This is a genomic window from Chryseobacterium sp. DT-167 (assembly GCF_058310155.1).
Genome location: NZ_JBZEEQ010000005.1, coordinates 152,318 through 178,087, shown reverse-complemented (window position 1 = coordinate 178,087; position 25,770 = coordinate 152,318). Strand labels below are relative to the sequence as shown.

General features: G+C 35.6%; 15 protein-coding genes. 3 read left to right on the top strand and 12 right to left on the bottom strand.

What is annotated here, in order from left to right:
- Positions 1-4: 4 nt before the first annotated feature.
- Positions 5-2,212 (bottom strand): ATP-binding protein, encoded by a 2,208-nt coding sequence (locus AC4FQ5_RS08865; RefSeq protein WP_491142553.1) that lies wholly within the window; start codon positions 2,210-2,212, stop codon positions 5-7.
- 242 nt (positions 2,213-2,454) lie between these two features.
- Entirely contained in the window at positions 2,455-3,468 is a 1,014-nt protein-coding gene (locus AC4FQ5_RS08860; protein WP_491142552.1) for a nucleoid-associated protein, read from the bottom strand.
- Positions 3,469-3,921: 453 nt separating this feature from the next.
- Here AC4FQ5_RS08860 and AC4FQ5_RS08855 point away from each other — a divergent pair, with 453 nt between their 5' ends.
- A complete protein-coding gene (locus AC4FQ5_RS08855) occupies positions 3,922-4,407 on the top strand; it encodes a hypothetical protein (RefSeq protein WP_491142550.1) in 486 nt (161 codons plus the stop codon).
- Positions 4,408-4,822: 415 nt separating this feature from the next.
- Positions 4,823-5,221, top strand: a complete 399-nt coding sequence (locus AC4FQ5_RS08850) for a DUF7674 family protein (RefSeq protein ID WP_491142549.1) — start codon at positions 4,823-4,825, stop codon at positions 5,219-5,221.
- 186 nt (positions 5,222-5,407) lie between these two features.
- On the opposite strand, the gene AC4FQ5_RS08845 is transcribed toward AC4FQ5_RS08850, so the two are convergent.
- The 4 genes from AC4FQ5_RS08845 to AC4FQ5_RS08830 all read right to left on the bottom strand — a co-directional run bounded on the left by AC4FQ5_RS08845 (position 5,408) and on the right by AC4FQ5_RS08830 (position 11,738).
- Positions 5,408-6,928 carry a RagB/SusD family nutrient uptake outer membrane protein gene (locus tag AC4FQ5_RS08845; RefSeq protein WP_491142547.1) on the bottom strand — a complete coding sequence of 507 codons (1,521 nt, stop codon included), beginning with the start codon at positions 6,926-6,928 and terminating at the stop codon, positions 5,408-5,410.
- A 12-nt stretch (positions 6,929-6,940) separates the two neighbouring features.
- A complete protein-coding gene (locus tag AC4FQ5_RS08840; RefSeq protein WP_491142545.1) occupies positions 6,941-9,865 on the bottom strand; it encodes a SusC/RagA family TonB-linked outer membrane protein in 2,925 nt (974 codons plus the stop codon).
- 942 nt (positions 9,866-10,807) lie between these two features.
- Positions 10,808-11,221 (bottom strand): hypothetical protein, encoded by a 414-nt coding sequence (locus AC4FQ5_RS08835; protein WP_491142544.1) that lies wholly within the window; start codon positions 11,219-11,221, stop codon positions 10,808-10,810.
- A gap of 1 nt (position 11,222) precedes the next feature.
- The gene (locus AC4FQ5_RS08830) at positions 11,223-11,738 is read right to left on the bottom strand and encodes a hypothetical protein (protein ID WP_491142542.1); all 516 of its coding nucleotides are present in this window, start codon (positions 11,736-11,738) and stop codon (positions 11,223-11,225) included.
- A gap of 226 nt (positions 11,739-11,964) precedes the next feature.
- Here AC4FQ5_RS08830 and AC4FQ5_RS08825 point away from each other — a divergent pair, with 226 nt between their 5' ends.
- Positions 11,965-12,165, top strand: coding sequence for a hypothetical protein (locus AC4FQ5_RS08825; RefSeq protein ID WP_491142540.1), 201 nt, complete (start codon positions 11,965-11,967; stop codon positions 12,163-12,165).
- A gap of 48 nt (positions 12,166-12,213) precedes the next feature.
- On the opposite strand, the gene AC4FQ5_RS08820 is transcribed toward AC4FQ5_RS08825, so the two are convergent.
- The 6 genes from AC4FQ5_RS08820 to AC4FQ5_RS08795 form a co-directional block, all read right to left on the bottom strand.
- Positions 12,214-12,642 carry a hypothetical protein gene (locus AC4FQ5_RS08820; RefSeq protein ID WP_491142538.1) on the bottom strand — a complete coding sequence of 143 codons (429 nt, stop codon included), beginning with the start codon at positions 12,640-12,642 and terminating at the stop codon, positions 12,214-12,216.
- Positions 12,639-16,079 carry a DUF6443 domain-containing protein gene (locus AC4FQ5_RS08815; RefSeq protein ID WP_491142536.1) on the bottom strand — a complete coding sequence of 1,147 codons (3,441 nt, stop codon included), beginning with the start codon at positions 16,077-16,079 and terminating at the stop codon, positions 12,639-12,641. Before AC4FQ5_RS08815 ends, AC4FQ5_RS08820 begins: the two co-directional genes overlap by 4 nt.
- A 7-nt stretch (positions 16,080-16,086) precedes the next feature.
- Positions 16,087-19,371: a SpvB/TcaC N-terminal domain-containing protein gene (locus AC4FQ5_RS08810; protein ID WP_491142534.1), complete on the bottom strand. Its 3,285-nt coding sequence runs from the start codon at positions 19,369-19,371 to the stop codon at positions 16,087-16,089.
- Between the two features lie 6 nt (positions 19,372-19,377).
- Positions 19,378-20,958 (bottom strand): T9SS type A sorting domain-containing protein, encoded by a 1,581-nt coding sequence (locus AC4FQ5_RS08805; protein ID WP_491142532.1) that lies wholly within the window; start codon positions 20,956-20,958, stop codon positions 19,378-19,380.
- Positions 20,959-21,875: 917 nt separating this feature from the next.
- A complete protein-coding gene (locus AC4FQ5_RS08800; RefSeq protein WP_491142530.1) occupies positions 21,876-22,280 on the bottom strand; it encodes a hypothetical protein in 405 nt (134 codons plus the stop codon).
- A gap of 14 nt (positions 22,281-22,294) precedes the next feature.
- A complete protein-coding gene (locus tag AC4FQ5_RS08795) occupies positions 22,295-25,768 on the bottom strand; it encodes a DUF6443 domain-containing protein (RefSeq protein WP_491142528.1) in 3,474 nt (1,157 codons plus the stop codon).
- Positions 25,769-25,770: the final 2 nt, after the last annotated feature.

Sequence of the window (25,770 nt, the reverse complement as noted above, 5' to 3'; positions counted from 1 at the left end):
AGATTTAAAGTTTCACAAATTTAGGGTTTTGAAACGTCAAAATAAAACAGGTTCCGTTATTATTGCTTTCATAATCTACATTTCCGCCAATTCTGTTCATGATACGGTGCACAATCGAAAGACCAATTCCGTTTCCTTTGAATTTTCTGGCATTATCCATTCTGTTGAAGATCTTAAACATTCTGTGTTTCTCAGTTTCAGGAATTCCGATACCGTTATCGATGATTCGGTAGATCACCTGATCACCTTCTTCTTTCCCTTCAATCTGTACAGTCGGCTGATCCTGTTTAGACGAATATTTTATGGCATTGTTGATGATATTCAGAAAAACCTGATGAAGCAAAGTCTTATCTGCCAAAACGCTCGGACAATCTTTGATGACCACGATACTGTCGGGACTGTCGAAAGTCAGTTTAGCATTTTCGGTAATCTTCTCAATAGTTTGCTTCGTCTCGAGATCTTCCAGTTCGATTTCACTATGTTTTGCGCGGCTTAGCTGCAGCACATCGTGCATCATTTCAGCCATATTATCGATTTCGTCAATAATTGAGCTGATCTTATGTTTATTTTTATCTGAAGTTTCAGAAAGACTTTTCAGCAACATCTGAGCATTCAGCTTCATGACAGTCAGTGGAGTTCCTAAATCATGGGAAATCGTATACGAGAAACTATCCAGCTCTTCGTTTACTTTTTTAAGCTGTTCATTCAGTCTTTTTATCGTAACATATTGTTTATGAGAAGTTTCTAAAATCACATCGCGCACCGCCTGTATTGCAATCTCGTTTCTGCTGCTCCATCTTCTGGAATTCCCTTTAATATCTTCTTTAAAAGCTTCAAAAGACGTTCTTGGTGAGACGATTTTTTTTACTTCTCCATTTTGAGAGAATACTTCGATTTTCTTTTCCGGGTTTCCAGCCCAGTTGATATGGTCGTCAAATTCTTTTCTGAACCACATCAGCAACTCGTTTTTACTTTTTTCAACAAAATAAATAACAATTCCGCCCACCGTTTCGTCAAGCCCTAATTCTTCACCAAAATCTTTAAGAAAACTACGGCTGATGAAGATCATTTCTTCCGTATTCCGGTAAGCCCATTCTACAATTTTGTGAATCGTTTCCCGTTCCGGAGTTACCCCGTCTGTTACGATATAATTTTCAGACACAACGGCCAAACCGTCAGCTTCGGGAAAGTTTCTGATTGCAGTCTTGTTCTCTACAAGAGATTCAAATAAAGTATTGTATTTTAAAAATTCAGATTTCAGCTGAGAAGCTTTTAAATTTAGATCCAAACGGTATTCTAGTTCTTTTTTGGACTTAAAAGATGAATAAGCATTGGATGCCAAAACAGTAAAAATCCCTGCCTGTACGCGGTCTTCCAGGTCAATATGTTTGGGCTCAGAATTCTGACAGGTTACCAATCCCCAAAGCTGATCATCAATAATAATGGAAATGCTGAAGCTTGAAGATGAGCCGGAATTTTTGACATACTGCCCATGAATAGGCGACATTGCACGAGATGCCGAAAAAGTGAGATCTATCTTGTCAATCGTTTTGCTGAGAATTTTCACGGGCTCAGAGTACACATTGCTGAAGATTCTCTTTCTTTTCTTTCTGTAAAGTTCGCGTGCCTGTCTAGGAATATCAGATTCGGGATAATGAAGACCTAGATAACTTTCTATATTTTTATTGGTTTTTTCGGCTATTACTTTACCAGAGCCATCTTCCATAAATTTATAGACCATAATGCGGTCATAATTGATGATATTGAAAAGCGTTCCCAGAAGCTGATCCCAGATTTCTTTTTCGTTATCAATGATGTAGAAGTTATCGTATTTATTGGTAATGCGTTTGTGAGGATTATTGATGACGGCTTCAAATTCAAAGAAAATATGATCCTGACTGCGAAAAACAGAGAAATGATATTCTTTTTCGCCGATAAAAATTTTGTCGAAATAAATTTCGTTGTCTCTTCTGGTAAGATTTTCTAATGATTCAAAGAGATCAGAAGCCATAACACTCTGAAAAAGCTCCGGAAAATCTGATATTTTTTTACCAAAAAATATTTCAGAATTTTCAACATTAAAAATATCTGTAATATTTTCACTGAAGAAAGTAATGGTCTGAGATTCTGAATCGATGCCAATCAGATACCCAAAACTTTGTATGTAGCCCGGAATATGGATGGGCTCTTCATGACATTCAACAAAATTCATAAATAACACTTAAAGATATCAAAGTTAATCATTTTTTTTCCTAAAAATTACTTTGTGGTACATGAGATGAAATTTGCACGGATAATTAATAATAATTATCTTTTTTTAATATTTTCTTAACATTATTTTCCGATTACACAGCCGTAAATCACAATTATTATAAATATTTTCTTAATATTCACCCTGTGAATTGTAATGATTCACATTTTATAATGCTAATTTTTGCGAAATCCCTATTTGATTTATACTTCTTTATCGAAGTAAAGCATATAGTATTTTCCTTTTTCATCCTGTCCCTGTTCCAGCATTTTCCGGTCTCCATGGATGTAAATATGGAAATTTTTATCTAATTTGATGATGCTTTTAAAATGTCTCTGCGTTTTTTTTACCGCTGCTTCACTGATGGGAAATTCTTCTGCAATATTGATCTGCATTTCCTGCTCGTAATCTGTTTTATAGTTGTTGAAACTTTCAATTACATGCTCATCTTTCAAAACTTCAGCTGTAAAATCATCTAACTTAAATTCTTCTTTCTCTTTGAAAAAATTGATCGACTGATTCAGAAAATCTGCCTGATCTGCCTTTGAAACCTCGAATTCCTGTGGAAGTTGCTTGGTAATGTAGTCTTTATAAACCATCAACGCTTCCTGCGTGTGAAAATATTCATCATCACGCTGTTTTACTTTGAGGAAATCCTCAAACCAGTAGTACATATCTCCGTTCTTGTTGTTGTCTACTACAGAAAGTACATATCCGCTTTCTTTACTGCTGTTGTAGATCAACGCTGCTTTATCTATTTTTGAAAGGCTGATTCCCTGATCTTTATCAATCTCAAATGATTCGTTTTTAGGAAAAATTTTCAGAAAAGATTCTCTTTTTTCGGTTTTAAAAATTCCGATTTTATCTACTTTTTCTTCGCTTTCTCTTTCGTCTTCAAAATAAACCACAAACAACTCGCCACCCTGAACTCTAGGATTTTCAGCTGCTTCAAAAAGATGTTTGGCAAGATTTTCAGATTCCCAAAGAAACTTTGCTTTATCTTCAAAAATTTCGGAAACATAACTGTAAACAGGATTATTGACGAGGTAAGAGTCACTGTAAAACTGATAGGTTTCTTCGGTTTTAAATGATCCTAAAAAATAATTCTCTAATAATTCTACGGTTCCTTCATCCAGCTCAAGCTCTTCCTGAGAAAGTAAAAGAGATTCTCCGTTGATTTTATTTCCGACTCTGTGTACTACAATTTTTGAAAACATCTTTGATTTTTTGTGGACTGCAAAGATATTCAATCTAAAGATTAAAAACGACAAAAAAAAATTCAAAATTTTGTATTAAAAACGCAAATTTGCTGATGAAAAAATGGTGTTAAAGTGTTTTTAAAAAGCAAAGCGCACAAAGTCTTTTTAATTTTCATGCACACCGTTTCAGAAAGGTGTTTCACTCAACGAAGTTTTCTAAGATTAAAAACTTGGGATATTGCTGTAGTTTCCGCCGAAAGTTTTTGAATGGATTTTTGAAGTATGTAAAAATTTCCAAATCGCTTTGCGACAATTGTTTATCTTGTCTCTCAAATATATTATCATAAGGTGGATTTAACATATAAATGCAACACCATTTAATTTATTGAGTTTCTAGGCATTTTTTATAGAGAAAATAAAATCCTTCAAAAGAAAACACAAAATGTTACGTTTAATTCTTAAATTTGAATAATGCAAAAATATCTATATCTCATTATACTATCATTTTTTATTACAAGTTGCTACACGTACCAACGTAAAAAACAAGTGACTTTACCACCAGAAAATGGTCAGAAATCAAAGAAAAAAGCTGTTGATGAAAATATTGCTTCTGCTCAACTCAACAATACAGCAACCGAAACTCAAGATAAGAAATCAAAGCAGACGGTTAATGAACAAGTACTTGTTCCCATCAATATCCAAAACGAGCTTCAGCCTACTAAAAATTATAAAATTAAAGTTGATGGGAGATCATATAAAATAATAGTTGACAAATGGGAAGGTGACACTTTGGTTGCTCATCGATTACATAAACCTGAAGCAATCCTGAAATTACATAAGAATCAAATCGACACTGGCGCTATTGCAGAAAAACGCTTTTCGAAACCACTGTCAGATATTATAACTATACTTGTTTACGCAGGTATTGGTGTTGGAATTTATATGCTTCTTCGCTGATTGCTTTGCTCTAATTTCAAATCTATTTCATCTCGGTCAGATTTCTTTGAAAATTCAATTATTTGTTTTTGATTAACATTTTCAAATTTATGACACAATTATAGAAGAGGTTTTGATTATTTTTAAACTTGTCAGTAAAAAAATATTGCTGTTATATATTTGTTTTCAATTTCATTACAGATTTCAAAGGTTTGATTACATATTTCTAAAATTTATTCAAAACAAATAGATTTAATAATCAAACACTTACAAAGACAAATTTTGATATAAAGTCGTAGAATACCGATCAATAGAGGATTCTACAGAAATTTTAAAATCAAATTTCGAGATTAAACAAATCAATAATTTTTTAAATTTCCAGATGATTTTGGTACACTTTTAGTTAGTCTTAGAATGTTTTAAAAATATTTAAACAATGGAGAATTTTGCAGCCGATACTATTAATGAGACTCAGGCAATTGAGCATTTGAAAATATTTTATCCAACAATTCAGAACGAAATAGCGCAGCTTTCTGCACAGAACAATTTTCCTGCGATCATTCAATCGACCGTCGATTATCTGAAAGTTCTTTTGCAGGAATCTAAAATCAATATCGTCAACCGGAATATCAAAATGATGGAATGGCTTTACAAAAACGGAACTTTCAATGTGAAGCACATTATCGAAAATCTATTTATCAGATCGTTCGGAAGCTTAAAAAAACATACTGACAGCCAACAATGGAATATTCTGTATCAGTATATGCCAATTGAGTTTCAGCAGATTTATCTTAACCAGACCCGACTGGATGAGATCATGTTTAAGAAGAATTAAATTTTGCAATAGACAGCGCCCAAGCTTTTAGTTTGGGCGCTGTCGTTTTTATTCCTACACATAATTTCTTAAGGTATTAGTTATTCGTAAATTCAATCATTGAGACGAGAATATAATTCAGAGACTTTTACAAAATAAAATCCCCTTGCTTTCGCGCGGGGATTTTATATTTAAATCTAAAAATAATTAAGGATTCTGCTCATATCCCGCTACCTGAATTTGGGATAAAGGAATCTGATACAGATAATCATTGGTGGTAATGGTAAAATTATAATTAAGATCTGCAGCAGCCTGATTAATAACGGCAACTCCCGTATTCCAACGTACCAAATCGTGCCAATAAACTCCTTCACCGGCAAACTCTACTCTTCTTTCTTTACGAAGTGCTGTAGTGAAATCTGCAGCTGAGATTGATGTAGAAAGTGGAGACAAACCTGCTCTCTGGCGGATTCTGTTGAGATAAGGAACAGCTGTACTTGTACTTCCTTGTATATTTAAAACCTCGGCATACATCAACAGTACGTCTGCATATCGAATAACCGGAAAGTTGATGGGCCAGTCGTATCGATTGGTAAGAACCATTCCCGGTTCACGAAATTTAATGAAATAGTTTGCATTATCTGGCTGTCCGTTTTGCGCTATAAATTGAGTTTTAATGGTTAAAGCACGTCTCAGATCTCCCGTTTCATACGAGTTGATCAGCGATTGGGAGACTCCCAGTTCGGCCGAGCTAAACAAGCTTCCTTGAGGATTATACAGTGGATCATTGACACCAAAGGTCGGCGAAACATAACTTGGCAGATAAGAGCCTTGCGACAAACCACCACTGATATGCTGGATTTCGAAAATATGGTATTTGTTATCATTGGCAGTCTTAAATAAATCTGCATAATTAGTAGCAAATGTAACAAATTGTCCTTCCCCCTGAATGACTGCGAATAGGTGATCTTTCGCTTTTGCCAAATAAGAACCATTGTTGAGGGGATAGCCGGATCCTGTAAGATAAATTCTGCCTAACATGGCATGAGCCGCAGATTTTGTAATTCTTCCTTTATTTTTTGCGTCATATACATTTTTTAAACCCGCAACGGAAGCCTCAATTTCTGAAGTGATGTAATTGTAAAGAGTCGCCAAATCTGTTCTGGGTATAGTTGCTGCTTCTTGCGGACTTACGGGATGGTCAATTAGGGGAATTTTTCCAAAATTTCGCATGAGCTCAAAATGAGCATATGCTCTTAAAAACCGGGTTTCAGAACGGTACTGCTCCTTTATTGCCGGATCTGCAAAAGGCACTGCATCTATTCTTGCCAGGATATTATTGGCGTAAGAAATCATCTGATAGGCATCTTCCCAAAGAATCTCCATTTCATCGGTTGAAGAAGTATCCTGAAAACGGTTGATTGCGTAGTAATCTCTGTTTCCATTTTGTGAAATTGCATTGAAATTATTAGAACGAACTTCCGAAGCAAGTAAATAAAAATTAACATCAAAACCTCCTCTGGAGGAAGCATTTATCATCCCGGAATATACTCCTGACAAGGCTTGCTGAATTTGCAATTCGGTGGTATAAAAAGAGTTTTGAGTAATGTTATTTTCCGGTTCCAGCATCAGATCTTCTTCGCAACTGATCATTCCAAAGAGTAATGCTGAGACAAGTAATGTGTTTCTGAAAGTTTTAAATATATTTTTTTTGTAGGTTGTTTTCATTTTTAATAAAATTTAGAAGTTAAAGTTTAAGCCCATCATATACACCTTTGCATTTGGGTAGGCGCCATAATCTGTACCGTCTGACTGTACAGATTCAGGATTGTAACCACCATAATAATGGTCTTTCCTCCAGACGTTTTCCAGACTGACATATACTCTCAGGTTAGAAATTTTTAATTTGCTTGCTAAATCCTGATCAAAATTGTAACCTAATGTTACATTTTTTAACTGAATGTAAGTCGCATCATACAACCATCTGGTATCGAGAAGACTTCCTGTAGTTCCGTCTAAACGTGGTGTTTTTCCGTCTCCCGGATCTGCGTCAGAACGCCAGCGGTTTGCCCAGTTTCCCATCACGTTGGTTGTAGTTCCCATTCCTGTGCGATCGATTGCACGACCTAATAATGCATAACTGTACCCTCCCTTCTGACCCTGAAAGAATACTGAAAGATCAAAATTCTTATACGAAAATGTATTGGTAAAACCCCAATAGTAATCAGGAGTCGGCCCACCAATGATGTGACGGTCGTTTTCATTAATAATACCATCACCGTTGACATCTTTATACTTAACGTCTCCCGCAATTGCTCCGTTTGTTTTAGCAATTCCTGTATTATTGATATCTGCTGTAGAAAGTACACCAATAGCTTCATAAAGATAAAATGAATTGAGCTCTTCTCCTACTTTTATGATATTGGTACTGCTGCTGAAACCTGTATAAATAGGTGCATTATCTGTCCCTAACTGTAAAACTTTGTTATTATTGAATGCAATATTCGCAGAGGTATTCCATTTGAATTCTCCTGTTAAATTTTTTGTACTTAAATCCAGCTCAAGACCTCTGTTTTGAACAGAACCAACATTTTTCCACATCACATTATATCCGGTTACATATGGTATGGGCTGCTGCAGAAGAAGGTCTTTGGTTTTTTTGATATAGTAATCTGCTGTAAAATCAATTCTGTTAAAAAGCCCTAATTCAAAACCAAAATCAGATGACTGTGTTTTTTCCCAAGTCAGATCAGGATTGGGAATAGTGTTGGGTATTAAACCGTTAGACAAATTTCCTCCGAATGAATAATTTCCTCCGGAAAGCGTTCCAAATGCTCTGTAATCACCAATTGAATTATTTCCGTTTTCTCCCCAACTGTATCTTAATTTAAGGTTGCTCAACCAGCTTGCATCTTTTAAGAATTCTTCCCGATCCACTTTCCAGCCTGCTCCGAATGCTGCAAATGTTCCCCAAAGATTATTCCAGCCAAATCTGGAAGAGCCATCTCTACGGATGCTTGCCGATAGCATATACTTTTCTTTATAATCATAATTGACACGACCAAAGGTAGAAAGCAACATCCATTCTGTAGCTGTAAATTCTGAATTGAGCACCGATGCAGACTGTGTGAAGTTGAATGTTCTTAAATCGTCATTGGGAAAACCTTTGTTTCGGTTGTATTGAGAGGTTGATCTGTAATTTTCTGCACTATAACCGGCGATTGCATTAATATCATGCTCACCAAAAGATTTTTTATAACTTAATAAAAGTTCTCCTAAATATCTGTTATAGTTTACTGTTCTTCGGCTTCCGATACTTACCTGTCCCGGAATATTGGTGATGAGATCAAACGTCGGTATATAGCCGTTGTTAAGATTAAAATTATTAGTTGCTCCTCCTGAAATTTTTAAATTTAAACCCGGTAAAATATCGTAAGACATATACAAGCTGGATAATAGTCGGAACTCGCTTGTATCATTTACAGTCTGTTCCATAACCCCGATCGGACTTTGAGTAGAACCCGCCCATCTGTATCTCGTATTTTTCCAGAAATTGGTATAAAGACCTGCACTTAATTCTGCGACAGGAACCATTGAAAGCATTTTGTGTGCCTGATTGTCTTTTCCATCAACAGTATCTCCGTAACTTTTGGATAAACTTGGTCGTAAAGCAATTCCTGCTTTCCATTTATCTGAAATATTAACATCAATAACTGCACTCAGATTAAATCTATTGAATCCCGTATTGATAGCCAAGCCTTCCTGATCAAAATATGCCCCGGAGATCAGATATTTTATATTTTTATTTCCGCCCCGTACTGAAAGCTGATAGCTTTGAATGGATGCGGGACGGTAAAATGCATCCTGCCAGTCAATATTATCAACCTGATTGGTTCCCCATCGAGGATCAACCATGTAATTGATATTGGCAAGATTATAATCGGTGGTATTTGCTAAATTGAAATAATTTGCTCTGACCGCGTAACTGTCTGATGCTGAATGACCGGGAGCTAAAGCAACCCATCTTTTATTTATTGCTTCAGAAGCGTAATCAATCCATTCAGCGCTATTCATTATGTCAAGTTTCTTTTCAATCGTCTGAACACCATAATACTGTGAAAAACTAAATGCCGGTTTTCCGGATGCACCTTTTTTTGTAGTCACGATGACTACTCCATTAGAACCTCTTGATCCGTACATTGCCGTGGATGCAGCATCTTTCAACACTTCGATAGACTGAATATCATCGGGGGAGATATTTCCCATATCATCGACTACCATTCCATCGACAACATAAACAGGTGAATTGCTTGCAGATATTGAGGCTGTACCCCGCACTCTGATTTCTAATGGTTCTCCTGGTTTCCCGGAAGTAGCACGTGTCTTGACTCCGGCGATCTGACCGGTCAATGCCTGATCTGCTCTTGCAATTGGTCTGTTCTTGAAGCTTTCAGCATCTACTCTTCCGACCGCTCCGGTAACTTCTCCTCTGGTTTGTGTGCCGTAAGCGATGATGACAACTTCTTCAATATCTTTGGTTTTATTACCAGGACTGGGTTGTATAGTATCCTGATCCTTGACCTTCCCGGTCGTTTGTTCTTCTTGGGCGAAGACAAATCCTGTAGTACTCAGTAAAATACCAAGCGTTATTATAGATTTTTTCATTGGGTGATTTGGTAGTTAAAACAACTCTTATCTTTCTTATCGTTAAGAAATAACCAATAACATGATATTTCTCATATATTAATTTTATAAAAGTATACTTATCCACCATTTCCGCTATCCTGCAGTTACCTGCTCAAATCTCTTCTGATAGAAATACTTTCAACGGCAAAATGTATTAGACATCAAAGAGGATTTCTGAACCTGCTATTTTAATCAAAAAAAAATCCCCAAGCTTACGCTTGGGGATTTCATTATTGCCTGACTCACTGAGTCTTATTTTACTTCTTCAAAAATAACAATACTGTAAACCAATTACTTATAACATAAAGGTACAAATAAGGTATTGATTTCACAGTGTAAGTTTTGAAGTTGTATTCTACAAACCAATTTTCATCGTTTAATAATGTACCTATATCCATAAAAAATTTATAATGAATAGTTTAAAACATATATTTAATAAGGTTTATTAGATGCATTATATAAAGTTAAGCTCTCTGACATATTATAATAATCATAAGCCCATTTATATTTTTAGCATTATAAAGATTTATATTACTCAATTTACAATTAAGGTTGATAATTCAATACCTGACGATAGACTACTCGTAGCTTATTTAATATAAAAGAAGACTGAGCGCACCATACGGTAGCAGTGCATATAAGGAATGCACCCATGTAGAGTTTTTTCAAATTGTGCTTTATTTATTATGGTTATTATTTTATGTGTGAATTTAACTTTTTTAACACACATTATATTCACATTATAAAGATTTAATATGAATACTATCATATGTGATTTTACAAAGCTAAATGCTTTAACAGCAAATTTGACGTATTTAAATGATATATATCTAAAAGAACCCACTGCCAAAAAGTGGGTTTTTTGTTAACATATATATAAATCTGTAGGCTCGCATTATAATATATTGACTTTTTTAAAGACTATTTTTTATCTGATACTGAGCTTTGCCGAATAAAATATATAACTAAAAATATTACATCTACACTGATTAAATATACCCCATTTATATCTTGAAAATATGCTTGAGATGTGAAAAAAAGATAGATTAAATAATCTAAAAATATTAATAAAAGCAATAGCAAATAAATATTGATAGCTTGTTTTATTTTTAAGATATAGTAAACAGGAATAGCAAAAAAAATAGTCAGCAGCAATGAAAATAATGATATCCAAAGTATATATCCCACTGAATTACGTATTAATTCATAGGTACTTTCTGATTTGTCTATCACCAGCTTGGCAAATCGATTTTCTCTAAATGCTAAGATGAAAAAGAATACTAAATTTTTTAAAAATAGATACTTTAAAACGGAACTTTTTTTATTTTCGGTCATTTTAATTTCTTTTATAAAACATAGATGGATAATATGAGAAATCTTTCCTAGGAGCCGATACACCGCCTCTACCATAGTTTCTCTCTGTTTTAGAATCAGGAGCGGTATGTGTTTTAATATATGATGGCTGATTGTATTGCATTAAGGAACTATTTGTATTGTCTAATTTTAAAGTAGCCGAAGGAAAAACATTTGTATAAGCGTTAATGCTGAGGTTACCATTACTATTGTTAAAATTTTTATTTAGTTTTTGAGCTACATCTTCTACTTGATATTCCCACAAATTTAAACCAGTTTCCTCAATTGATGACACACTTAAATGTTGTTCAAAATTAACATTCATTCCGCCTGAATAATTATTAAAGTCAAATACATTATTACTTCCACCTTTTCCAGGATAAAATGTTCGAGGTGTTCCTATAGGTGTTGGTCCTGGAGTTACACTAGCAGTACCTACAATGCTTGTTAATTCTCCATTAGCATTTTCTCTTCCGGTTATGGAAATATTACTTGTCAATTTTACACCAGTTGCATCAAGACCTAACGAAACATATGAGGGTACATCCCATAGTTTTTTATCAATATAACTTGTAAAAGTAAAATTTAGTGTTTTTCCTAACCATGTTTCTCCGCTTTTTGCAGTGCCATAAGAATTTGCATTATTATCCCAGTAAATACTTCCGTCCTTTCTTTGTACAAAATCCGTGGGTGATGCTCTTAGTAAGATTGCAAAGTATTTCGGAATGACTACCGATCAGATTATTAATTATGAAGACGGAACTCCTACAGAGATTACTGTAGAAGATAAAACGATTCTTGAGCAAGTAAAACTAATACAGGAACTCGAACCCGAAGAAAAAACAATGGTCTTTAAAATGATTGATACTTTCTTAACAAAGAAAAAATTTAAAGACTTCTTTAATAAAAATGTAGCAGCATTATAAAACATAAAACCCACCGCAACTGCGATGGGTTTTTACCTATTGTTTTTTTTACATAAAAGAACGAGCTTTATTAGTATAAGCTACAATATACCTTTCACCATGTTTTTCTAAATAAATAAATTTATACAATTTTAGTTTTTCTGTGGGAAGCAAAATATTTTTGTTATCTATAGTTATTAAAACATCACTGCTATTTTCTAATATGCAGGAGTCGGCGAAACCTAGTTGCTCAAGAGTTTCTATCTTTCTGTCAAAAATAATTTTTTCGCCAATAGCAACTTTAACATGATTATCATTAAAGCTTTCTGTAAAATACAGTATGGTTTTTTCATTTTCTAATTCAAATTTTTTAATTAACAAATTTGATCGTTTATCATCTTCAAGTAAACTACCTTTCTCATACACTTGCTTAACATTTGAACAACTGTAAAGTAATAAAACTAAAAATGTAAATTGTAAATATTTAATTATTTTCATTTATCTTCTTTTTTCTGTTGTTGCTCTATTAAATCTGTTATTTGGGTTCTTTGGGCTGGGCTAATTTGAGTACCCTTAGGAGTAATTTTTAATAAACTTCGAGGATTCTTTGTTGTTTCTTTATCTGTGTGTCTTAATCCCAATTCATGACCTGTTTCATGAGCACCAGTAATTGAAACAGTAGCTATATTTGAATTCTCCCAGTCAATGTATCCATCTTTATTCCATTTTATACCACTTGTTAAACCCATATTGATTTGAGTTCTATTATTTTGAGTATCACCAATTTTATCGGTCAATCCATCTGTAGTAACATTTGCCTGATCTCTAGCATTCTCACTTAATTTGTCAGCTTTTTCAACCCCATTTAAGTCTAAACCCATATTATACTCCCATGAAATTGTAGCTTTTTCACTTTGATTAAAAGTAATACCTACTTGATTTCCAGCAGAATCTTTTCCTCCATAAGAAGAAGCTATTTGAGCCTCACGATCCCTTGTCAAAGCAGACATTTGCTGTTTGGAAAGAACTCCTGGTGCATTATTAACAGATTTATATGTAAGATGCCAATTAACGGTTTTATTTTCTAAATTTCGGCTTGATACCCATTCTAATCCTTCTAATTCTCTGCCATCAATAACCCTATTTTCAGCAAATGCATAAGGACTATTATAGGTAAATTTTTCGGCAAGCGGATCAATATTAAAGAACCTGCCAACATCAGGCATGTAATTTCTCCACTTAAACGAGTAAAAACCAGTCTCCTGCAACTCTTGTCCTTGGTACTTATATTTATAAGCATTCGAGCTATTTGCCTGCGCATTATGATCGAACAGCATTCCAAAAGGGTAATACGTATTGTTAGCTACAATCTCTCCAGGAATAAAACTATCATTACAAAAGCCTCCCGAGCAATTCGTTACTCTCAGATCTCTTCCCCGTATATTTCCGTCATGATCTGAATCTGCATAGCTGATTCTTACATTGCCCAAATGATCTGTGTAATTATATACATACAAATTGAGTAATGCATCATAATATCCTTCTGAGGTCGGGATGATTCTCAGTTTCATCTCATCATTCTGCATGGTTTCAGTCTCATCTTCCCATGCATAAGTATATTTATACTGAAAACCATCCAGATAATCCGTTTCCACATCACTGTAGAGCTTTTTTACTTTTACTCCGTCTGCACGGTAAGTATAATTGGTTACCTGTGAATTCTGAGTAATCTGCTTGGGTAAATTTAGAAAATTATATTGAATTGATGAAATACCTTTATCTGCGAATGAAGTGATATTCCCGTTGTCATCGTATCCTATATCTGTAGGGGTTGCTTTGTAGGGGTAACCTTGTGAAATCGTAACAGCATCAGAGATTTTCTGAAGTCGGTTGCTTGTATTACCGTTTTCATATTGATACGAAAGATTATCAATCAATAAAGAAGTAGTACCCAACCTGTGAGCAGTTCTCTTCAGGGTTTTGATATTCCCATTAAGATCATAACTTACTTTCTCGTTATACTCTTTTACAGAAGGGTTCATTTCATTCTGATAAAATCCTGCCGATAAACGGTTGAGACCGTCATAAACATAGCCATATCTTTTCAGGGGCTCATTTTCCTGCGTAGAGGTTTTCCAGTCTACTTCGGCAATGTTGCCGTTGTATTTCGGAAGTACTTGTAAAGCCGTATCTGTAGCATCGGGTGTCTGTAAACCGTCTACCTGATTGTATTTGATTTTATACCCGAATAAGTTATTTCCAAGATTATTAGGATCATTAATCTGAGTCATCCAGCCACGGATGTTGTATTTGTAATCAATATTTTGTAATGGTACTGCTGCATTGGTTCCCCCTACCTTTTTGGTTTTAAGCTGAGACAATTCATTGTACTCATTCTGAGCCAAAATTTCTTCTGTATTATTATCTATTTTATGCTTGTGCGTCAGTAATCTGTTCTGATGATCGTAAGTGAAAGTTTCTGTAATTAATCTTTCAACATCGGTATCTAATCTTTTATGATAGGTTTTGGTCTGCAAGACTGCACCTGCAAAATCAAGCTCAGATTCCGTCTTGATATAGCCTCCCAAATGATTGATCGCGTAACTTCCGACAGGTCTTCCTTTGGTATCGTAATAAGAATAACTTTTCGTCCAGTTGTCATCCTCAATGTTCTTTACCAACGTCATTACGGGAAGGCTTTTGGTACTTTTTCCCAGTGTTGTTGCATTATCAGTTAGGATCGTTTTCCCGTAAATCGTTGAAGGAAAAGCAGGGTTGAAGCTGTAGGAAGGATAGCTGTCGTAATAATTGACCGACAGTACCGTTTCAAGATAAGGAAACATTCCGTTGGAATAATAAATCTGCATTCCGTTTTTGGTAAATCCTGCATTGTCTTTACTTTCTGTGATGACAATATTTCCAATCATATTCTGCAACGCCGATCTGCTGCCTTCACCTCTTACGATACCTGTATAGATTACCCTTCCAAACCTGTCATATTTTGTAAAAATCCATTTATCTGTAGTATGCATTACTGCATCCTGTGTGAATACCAGTCGGTCTGCTTTATCATACACCATATATTCCCAGCCTTTTCCGGGAAGTTTCTTTTCTACCAATCTGCCGTCTCCGTCATAGCGGTATTGGTAGCAGAGATTATCGAGAGCAGTAAGATCCACAGTTCCTACGGATGCCAAAGGTGGTACTACAAAAGCAAGCTGATTGTATTTGTTGTAAACATAATACGTATCGGCATTTTCGGTTGCAGAAAGTATTTTTCTTACTAAGATGATCTGTCCTTTCCCGTTTTTAAATTCGATGGTCTTGTTGCCGTCTTCATCAGTCACCGTGTTTTTGTAAAGCTGTCCCTGAGAATAACTCCCGCCTTCACCGAGGACAGATTTTGTGGCTCCGTTTTCCCAAATCGTTGTGGTGGTGTATTTTTTTACCTCCCCGTTAATGTTGACATCATAGTCAAACTTTACGGGTTTGCTGTTCCAGTCGTTACCTACTTGTTTCTGCTCAAAAACTCTGTCAAGAGGTGAGTTTTCCAACACCTTTTCGGCATAGATTTTTTCAGAACCGTAAATAGAAGGCTGTGTCGCATTATTCAGCGGATTAGAGATAATCGCCCCATTCATCGTTTCGGACTGTGGAACAGGAAGAAAGTCTTTTACCTGTCTTCCGAAGCCATCATACTCGATATGAGTTACCACATCTTTTCCTTGTGGTGATGCTTTTACGTTCACTACCTGCTTCGGTCTTCCCAAACCGTCAAGATACTGTACGGTCTGAATCTGTTTGGCGGTAGAACTGGATGTACTTACAGGCTCAAGATACACTCTGGTCTGTACATAATTTTCTGTATTGGTTGCCTGTGCATGGTAAAAACCCGCTACAAACAGCATACTGATAGGGATAATAAGTTTTTTCATTGTGTTTTTATGGTTTGTAGTTGTATTGATATTCTTTTAAGATCTTTCCTTCTTCATCGACGATCTTATCAAGTCTGTTGGAAGAATCGTACCTGTAGATCTCTCTGATCCCGGATGGAGGGGTGAGACTAGTAACACCAATCAACGGATCATAAGTAAACGTTGCCATTTGAAAATCTTTAAAGCTGATGTCATTTCTTAGTGCATCTAATGCAGTAATCAGAATGCCTTCCGCAGAAGGATTTGTAGCATCAGAATCAGATGCATTAATGATGGCAGTGATCAAAGGATTGTTTTTGATGCTGTCATACAATGCGCCTTCAATCTTGGCTATAGGCTGGGTATTGTTATACCCCCAGATCACCGACGTAGGAACTCCATCTTTGGTGGTATACTGCAGAATATTTCCTTTGTTGTCGTACTGATTAAATGTTATCTCTGAAGAAGCATTTCCGCTTTCAAGATTATAAGATAATGCCGAGCTCGGAAAAAGGTGGGAAGCATCATCATATTTGGTTTCCGATTTTGAAATCAGTGTTCCACTGTCTGAAGGGGTTTCTTTCTCTACAACTGACGTCTCCAGAGGAATACCAATCATATTGGCATTGATAAGTCTTGTGTTGTTCTTTTCGTAGGAGTACTGGTAAGAGGTTTCGGTGACGCTGTTGTCATTAAAAATGACTGCTTTTTTAATAGGCATAAAAATATTGTTACCATAAGAAAAATTCTCTTCTGTAATACTATTATCAGATGCAAAAATATTTTTTTCTTTTCTTGATAATATTCTCATGTTATTGGTGAAATTATAATAAAACCCTGAAATAATTCCGTTTGTTGAAGACCCTGTTACAGGAAACTGGAATGAGTAAAAACCTGCCGGAAATGATTCTCTTGTTTGATTTAAATGAGAATAATCATAGGTATAATCAACTTTTTTGACTTCTTCATAAAGACCTGACGGATTTGTTTTATATAAGATTTCGCTTTGATTTTTCTTTCTTTCCCAATTATTATCTACATTATTCATATTCATGATCCACATACAATCCGGGCAGCCGTAATTAATAACAGGCGACGCCGCGCTGTTAGCATTTGATTCGTAGGTATGCAGTATTTTTTGAGTGGAATGATGAATGACATCTTCTGAATACTCTGTAATTTTTGAATAAACAGTATTTCCAACAGGTAAAAATGAGTATACATTGTCTGAATAGATGACATCTCCCGGAGCTGCTGTTATATGACCATACATTCCGTAAGTAGGCAAAAATGTGTAGCCTGAACTTAATTCTTTACCTTCAGAATCAAAATAGTTGTAGCTGAAATATTTTTTATATTTCAGTTCGTTATCATTAGAATACGATCTGATTTCTTTTATTCTCAACCCTCCGACTCTTTTTATCAGTGGTTGAAGATCTTCCTTAATGGTTAAGCTCAAATTAAAATCAGACTGGCTCTCGTAGTTTGGCTCTGGAAGACCCATATATTGAATTTTAATTTTGTAAGTCCCTACAGGCAGACTGATCCATCTGCCATTTGAGATATCAACCGGCTGATTGGTTTCATCCAAAAGGCTGTAAATATAATTGCATCCTCCAATATGATTTCCTCCGGGATCTATTGTATTAACCGGACATCCGGTAATTTGAAAATTTTCGAGCTGAAGATTACTGTGCAGTTTGCTGTTAATAGTAAAAGGAAACTCCCAGTATCTGAAGATATTATTATAAAATATTGAAGTTGATTTATTAATAGTGTATGCTCTTTTTTGATAGTTTGATTTGATATTGACAATGCTTAGCTGAGCAGTGTCATTCTGCGGTAAATAATCAAAGGCTGAAGCTGTATTGGGCTCAAATGTATATTCTGTAAATCCTCCTGTAGGATATGTTATTTTTTTTAGTATTCCGGCTGTTATAAATTCAGGATTTACACTTCTTTCAGCATTTCCGTCTTCTAATAGATTAATGCCATACTGAAAAAGCATTCTGGGAAATAAGCTGCTGTTTGGCTCACCATTGTAATATCCCCAATAATCTGTAGAGTAGGAGCTTTTGTGAGGAAGTACAGTGTCATTATATTCAAATCTGTATTTTTTTTGTTGCTGATTAATATCGCTGTAAGACTCCTCTACACTATCCAGCTTTAAACGATGGGTTTGGTTTGTGACAGGCATGGAAGTATATGCAAATGAATCTCCGGAACTGTTTAAATCCCCAATGAAATAAGAATGGTTAAGTTTTACTTTTTTTATGAATTGTCCTGAATTGGAAAAAACATTCATTTCAGCAATTCTTTTGGAATTATTTAAGTCAAGACGAATATTACTATCCGGAGTAAAGATTACGTATCCGGTCGAAAAGCTTATTTTCTTAAGATATTTTTCAGAATATGTTCGGGATGTATAGACCGTAGGCGCTATCTTTTCCCTGCTCTTAGTATTCATCCCTTTTGAGACCTGCTTTATCTGTGCAATGGTATCATATTCAAAACTCACAATATTACCTTTTGTATCTATTATCTGGGAAAGATGCCAGTTGGTATAGTGATTGGGAATAGGACCGGTAGGAGGAAGTAATGTTAAAGGGTCTGATCCTCCTGTGATGCTTATTCCATTATTTGTAGATAATTCTCTTGAATTTTCATCACCGCCAAAAATATACTTTATTCCGTCTGGTTCAATGATTTCCCAACCAATAATAAGTTTGGTAGAAGTATTATAAATAGGGATGATTTTATTATTAGACAAAGGCATCTCTACAAACTTATGAGTCGTTTGATTATAAGAAGTCTTGCCAGAAGAATTTGGGAGATTATAATAAAATAGGTCTGCCTGTGCGTCATAAGCGTTATCGCTGATGTTTTGTTGCAAAGATACCATGTCAGAAGAACTTGCATTAGCTATATATGATACAGGTGTTTGAGTATATGCAAAACCGCCTCTAAGGTTTAAGGGATTGTAATAGTCATCAGGTATCCCAAGCATAGAGCGCGAGAAAGAACCGCCGGCAGCAAGACTCCAGCCAAGTCCTATATTAGATGCATTTTCATTTACTTTTATTCCAGAACTATTGTATTTTAAATTTATAGGGATATTTATATCACCGGAGGTAATATGATATAATGGTACTGAAATATCGGGTATCCCTGTAGAGTAATCTACATTTTGATTTACAAATTTCTCAATTGCCGAGGCATTTGGCGTTGTTGGTAGAGACTGGATTCCCAATGATTGTGATTGAAACAAGCTCACAAAAATCACAGAGGTGATTCCAAAAATTGTTTTCTTCATTTGTTTTTATTTTTTAATTAATTTAGCGTTCGCAGTCTTATTCGTATCCGTTTTGATGGTCACCAGATACGCTCCCTGAATCAAATTCTGGGTATTGATCTTGGTTACTTTATTCTTGGTTTTCAGGCTTTGAAGCTGTCTTCCTCCCATATCATAGACAGTAATATCTGCTTCCTTGAACTCCAAACCGATTTCTACATAAGCATAATCTGAAACAGGATTCGGATAGATCTTAATATCCTGCTTCTCGATCAGCTGATCCAACTGTTTGTCTCCCAGTTTTACGATCTTCCAGTTCTCCTTTCCGAGTTCTTCCGCACTCGTACCCGCCAGAATAATAGAACCGTCTCGGTTGAGTTTAATATCAGACAATCTTTCTTCTTTTTTTCTCGATTCTCCTTTAACGTGCTTTCTCCACTGCTCATTGCCATTTTGATCAAGATAAAGCATCCAGAATGTTTCATCATCCGCTTCTATTCTTCCTTCCGCCTGAGTATAACCTCCCAATAAAATCCCCTGAGTTAAATCCTTATTCTTTTCTCTTTCATCTTTCCTCTGAATCACATTCATTCCTATCAGAACATCTCTATTCTTAAAGCTATAAGACTTTTGCCAAAGCTCGTCACCTCGGTCATTTAAAGAGATTAACCAAACATCGGTTCCTTCTTCAATTCCCACCGTTTTATTTCCCGATCTTTCGGATCTCGATTCTCCGCCAACGATGAATCCTGTAGAAGTCATTGCCAGAGTTCTTAAATGATCATCACCTTTCCCGCCGAAATTCTTTTCCCATTCTACTCTTCCTTCTTTGCTTAGTTTTATAATCCAGAAGTCTCCTTCTCCGAAGTTTTCGGTTTTCTTAGATCCGCCAACATTACTTCTCGAATACATTCCTAATAATGCACCTCCATCAATCGTTGGAATCATCTTTTCCACTTCGTCCAATCCTTTTCCACCCAGAATAATTTGTGAAAGTTCTCTTCCGTTTTTATCTAATTTTGAAACGATTACATCTTTTGATCCGTACCCTTTCGGAGCATTCTGTACATTTCCTGCCACAAAAAATCCAAAATCTGTGGTCTGAATCACCGCCTTTGCTTCTTCATCCTGAGCAGTTCCCAATGTTCTCTGCCACAGCTCGTCTCCGAATTCATTGATTCTGATGAGCCAAAAATCCGATCCGCCTTTGGAATCGTCTTTTTTGTCTAAACCTTTCCCCGAAAACGAGGTGCCAACTGCTAAAAATCCACCTTCCTGGGTAGCCACAGTAGCTGATAGGAAATCGTGATTCTGTCCTGAAAAATATTTTTCCCAGACTTCTTCACCCTGCTGATTCAATTTTACCAAATGAAAATCGTAGCCGTTATTCTGTTTTGAGGTGGCAGATGTAAGATTGGAGGCTGCAGATTTTCCTGCCATCTGAATGCTGCTGCCTGTAATTAAATATTGCTGATCGATGGTTGTAGTGACCTGCGAGAAAAAATCCTGAGTGGAGGATTTGATGTCTTTCTGCCAAACCACATCCTGAGCTGAAATGCCCGTCACTGTGCATAAGAATAATGCACTCATGTAGAGTTTTTTCATCATTGAGTCTTTTAATGATTGTTAATTTTTTGCTAATTTAATTATTTTTTAATACTTCTGAATTAAATTAATGAGATTTAATATAATTGAAAAAGATTGATTTTTCACAAAGATAGAGCTGTAATGCGACAGAACTTGACGTGTTATTTTTTTTTATAATTATTCTAGAAAATAATAAACGAGGTCTCATACACATACTTGGGAAGTGTCGTTTTTGGATTAAAAATGAAAGCAGTTGATATGCTTAGCGAATTTTGTAATGCAACATTACAGCTATAAAGTTTAACTTAATAGAATATAAAATTATGAAAAGCTATATAATATTATCTTCAATTCCGAAAATAAAGTAAAAATAGATTTACAAAAATTATATAGTTATCTTAAATCATTATTGTCATAAGTGACATTACTTAATTGTTTCTATCTTTTGCTCGAAATTCTATATTAACAAGACATCTGCACTTTAGCATATTATAATATACAATTAAAGATTTCACCTATTTGTTGATTAATTCAGTTTCCACTGAAAATTCTTATACTATTAATCTTAGCGAAAAAATGACGCTTTATAATCTTCATAGATACTCTTAATTCTGAGGTACATTTTGCTATTCCTGTAAATGAAAATGCCTCTAAAAAGCGTTTAACTTTTTTAGAGGCAGACTATTTTTGAAATGTTTTACTTTCAAAATTAAAAAGTATTACGATTACAAAGAGTGGTCGTAAAGACAGACAAAATTATTTGATTCTAATAGTTCAATCATTTTAATCTTTTTATCCATCTTCCAACATCCGACATATAAAACCTTGGGACATAATCATACATTTCCGTCTCTTGTAACTCCTTGCTGTTGTGAATAATTAAATACTTTGTGTATAGAGTAGCTATAAAAAGATCAGTAAAGCAGTAAGTATCACTATTACTGAGTATTTAGATATAGCCCTTTTACATTACTTGACGAAAAGATTAATGGTAAAATTCCGTCTCTTTCTTGCTGCCATATTGTTTTGAATTTACCATTTTTTAAAAGTACACCAAAACCATCACTTGGGTTTCTAGTCCTATAATAACTTGTATCTAAAATTAACTCAAACCTATATATATAATTTAATTTAATTTTAACAGATTTGGAATCAATTTTTAAATTAGGATTATCACTTGCAATAAATCCTTTTATGTCTTTATTAGAAATTAATAATATGTAGTTATTTTTTTCTATTCTATAAATTTTTTCAACTCGATAATTTCCACTGTAATTTTGTGAAAAAATATTGATTGATATTAAACATAAAATAATATAAAAATATTTGAAAATTATTTTCATAAACATATATATTTTTATTTTTTAGGTGGTATATTATATAAAATTATAGCATTACCGTTGGGTTTACTTAATATTCGAACTGGTTGGCCAGTTACTGGATCTCTCGACGTATAAGGATCGGCAGTTCTTACATGTCTTGGATCAATATTATCCGCACTTTTGTGCGCTTTGACATAGTTAGCGTACCCTTCAGTGCCTTTAATTGCTGGTCCAGATCCTTGTTGTGTTTCATAAGCTCTTTTACCCTCCTCAAACCCCTCTAATCCTTCATGAAGAACACCTACTCCTTCGGGAGTATTTTCAAACCCATCAACAGCTCTCGCAAAATTAGGATTTACTGTTTGATTAACTGTTACAGTACCATCTGCATTTACTGTGCTACCATCAAAAGATCCTGAACTTGACAGAAGATCTCCACTTCCATCCTGTATTGTAGGATCTAGAGTCGAGTTGAGATTTACTGTAATAACTTTGCTGTTTATTGCATTTAATAGTTCTTGATCGGCTTTTGTTTTTACCTCACCCCCAACGACACTAACTTTTCCTGAGTCTTTATCTCTACTGAGAGTCAGATTAGAGGATTTATCCAGTTGATTGAGAGTATCCTCAGAACCCTCACCATTAATAAATAGATCTTCGTTTCTCCCATCCGGATCAATAAATCTAATCGGATTGTTATATGCATAACGATAAGGCGTCCATCTACGATCCTTCTCAGCTAAAGGATCCACCACTCCCCATCTCCCAATATCGGGCATATAGAACCTTGCTCCATAATCATACATTCCCGTCTCTTGTATTTCCTTTCCGTTGTACTTATAATTGTAATAGCTTCCCAGATAACCCTTGTCTACACCACCTATATGATTAAGACCAAAAGCGTAATAATCATTCGTATCTGTAATTTCTACACTGCCGTCAGTCTTTTTAGCATAACTTACTCTCGCATTTCCAAGATGGTCTCTATACTGGTAAATGTAACGATTTTCAGTAAAACTGTAAAATCCTTCTGAAGTACCAACAAAATCCAGCACAAAAGCAGGCTCCAATCCTATTGGATGTGGATCCACCTTCCGATAGGCACGCTCTTCGTAAGCAAATTCAATTGGACAAAACAAACATGGAGTTGAAACCTGAGTTTGATTGTAATGAAACCCATCAAGATAATCGGTGATTTTTGTAGTGGTAGCTCCTCCCCGCTCGGGACTTGATGTAAATTTTTTCCTGAGCTTTACACCGTCTGCTCTATACAGATAATCCATGTTATAACTTCCAAGAGTAGGATTGTACGGTTGAAAAATTGACATTTTGGATGGAAGGTTCAAATGATCATAAGTGATACTGAATATCCCTTTATCCGGCATTGTAGTCATATTTCCATTACTATCGTAAGTTATAATTCCATTGCCACCTTCATACCCAATATTTAAAGATGTCTCAATAACTTGGGTGAGACGATTACCTTCATACTGATAGTCAAGATCATCTACCTTCATTGCTATCGTACTGCCCACATCAGGATAGGCAAATCTTTTGAGCGTTTTTATATTGCCGTTTTTATCATAGGTTAGATTCTCATTGTAATAAAAGGTATTGGGATCTGTCTGATCCGGTTCTGTATAGACAGCATCTAATAATCTGTTTAAACCGTCATACGAATAGGTATATCGTTTCCGGCTGTTAACTGTAGACATATTCCAATCGACTTCTGCAATATTTCCATTGTACCTGCCGGAACCGGCAGTGGTATATTCAGGATCTGTATATTTCATTTTATAACCGAAAAAATCAGTTCCAAGATTCGCAGGATCATTGATATGTGTCATCCAGCCACGGATGTTGTACTTGTAATCTACACTCTGCAAACCGCTGCCCAGACTCGTCCCTCCCACCTTCTTGTTTCTCAATTGCGAGAGTTCATTGTAATCATTTTGAGCCAGAATCTCTTCCGTGTTGTTATCTACTTTATGCTTATGGGTCAGCAGACGGTTCTGATGATCATACGTAAAAGTTTCTGTAATTACTCTTTCCGTATCAGAATCCAGCCTCTTATGCCGGGTTACAACCTGCTGTGGAGTCCCCGAAAAATCAAAATTGGATTCCGTTTTCGTATAGCCCCCAAGATGATTGATCGAATGACCTGCTACAGCTCTTCCTCTCTCATCATACCAGGTATAGTTTTTCGTCCAGTTGTCATCCTCAATGTTTTTTACAAAACTCATCACAGGCAGACTTTTAGTACTTATATTGCTGCCCGTACTGTCATCCGTAATCACAGGAGCACTAAACACAGTCGTAGGAAAAGCAGGATTGAAAGCATACGAAGCGTACGTATCATAATAGTTAACGCTCAGCAGTTTTACATACTTCGAATTATCAGGATATGTCAAAAATGCTCTGTAGTAAACATCCATCCCCTCACTTGTATAAGATACTCCCGAGATTCTCGGCGTATTGTTACTGCCAAAGGTTTCTACATTAGCCTGTTCAGTAGTACGTGTTCCTCCCGTACTGATTCCTGTAAGCACAATACGCCCGAACTGATCATATTTCGTATACAGCCACTGTCCTTTAGCCTCAAGATTGGCATCCCTGGTAGCTACCAGCCTATCCTGTTTGTCATACAGCATAAATTCCCAGCCTTTTCCGGGAAGTTTCTTTTCTACCAGACGATTTCTGGCGTCATATTTATATTGGTAGCAGAGATTATTTAAAGTGGTTGTATCAACGGCATTCGCCGTAACTGCCAGAGGCGGGATTACGTAAGCGAGCTGATTGTAATCATTGTATACATAATACGTATCGGCACTGTTGGTACCGTCCAGCATCTTTCTTACCAATACCGTCTGACCCTGGCCGTTTTTAAACTCGATCGTCTTGTTTAAATCTTCATCAATAACCGTATTCTTATACAGCTGGTTGGCACCGTATCCCGTGGATGACAGAACAATCAAGGACTCAAAAGTAGAGTAATTAAATGTTGCCGTATACTTTTTGACCTCTCCGTCTGCATTCGCATCATATTCAAACTTGACAGGTTTACTGCTCCATGCCGTACCTACCTGCTTCTGCTCCATTACCCTGTCTAAAGGTGAGCTGTCAAATTCTTTTTTCGCGAAAATGATTTCAGATCCGTAAATATCAGTCTGTGTTGCATTTGACAAAGGGTTTGTGACAATGGCGCCGCTACCCGTGCCGCCCTGGGGTACCGGAAGGTAATCCAATGCCTGTCTCCCGTATTGGTCATACACAATATGCGACACAACATCACGACCCAACGGTGAAGCCTTAATATTCACAACCTGCTTGGGTCTACCCAAACCGTCTAAATATTGAACGGTCTCTGAAGTTTTGGGATTGGAAAGCGCAGGATCCGTCAAATAGGTTTTTGTATACACATAGTTCTCATTGGTACTGAGGTTCAGGCTCTGTGCATGGGAGAGACCCACTACAAACAAAGTACTGATTGGAATGATTATTTTTTTCATGG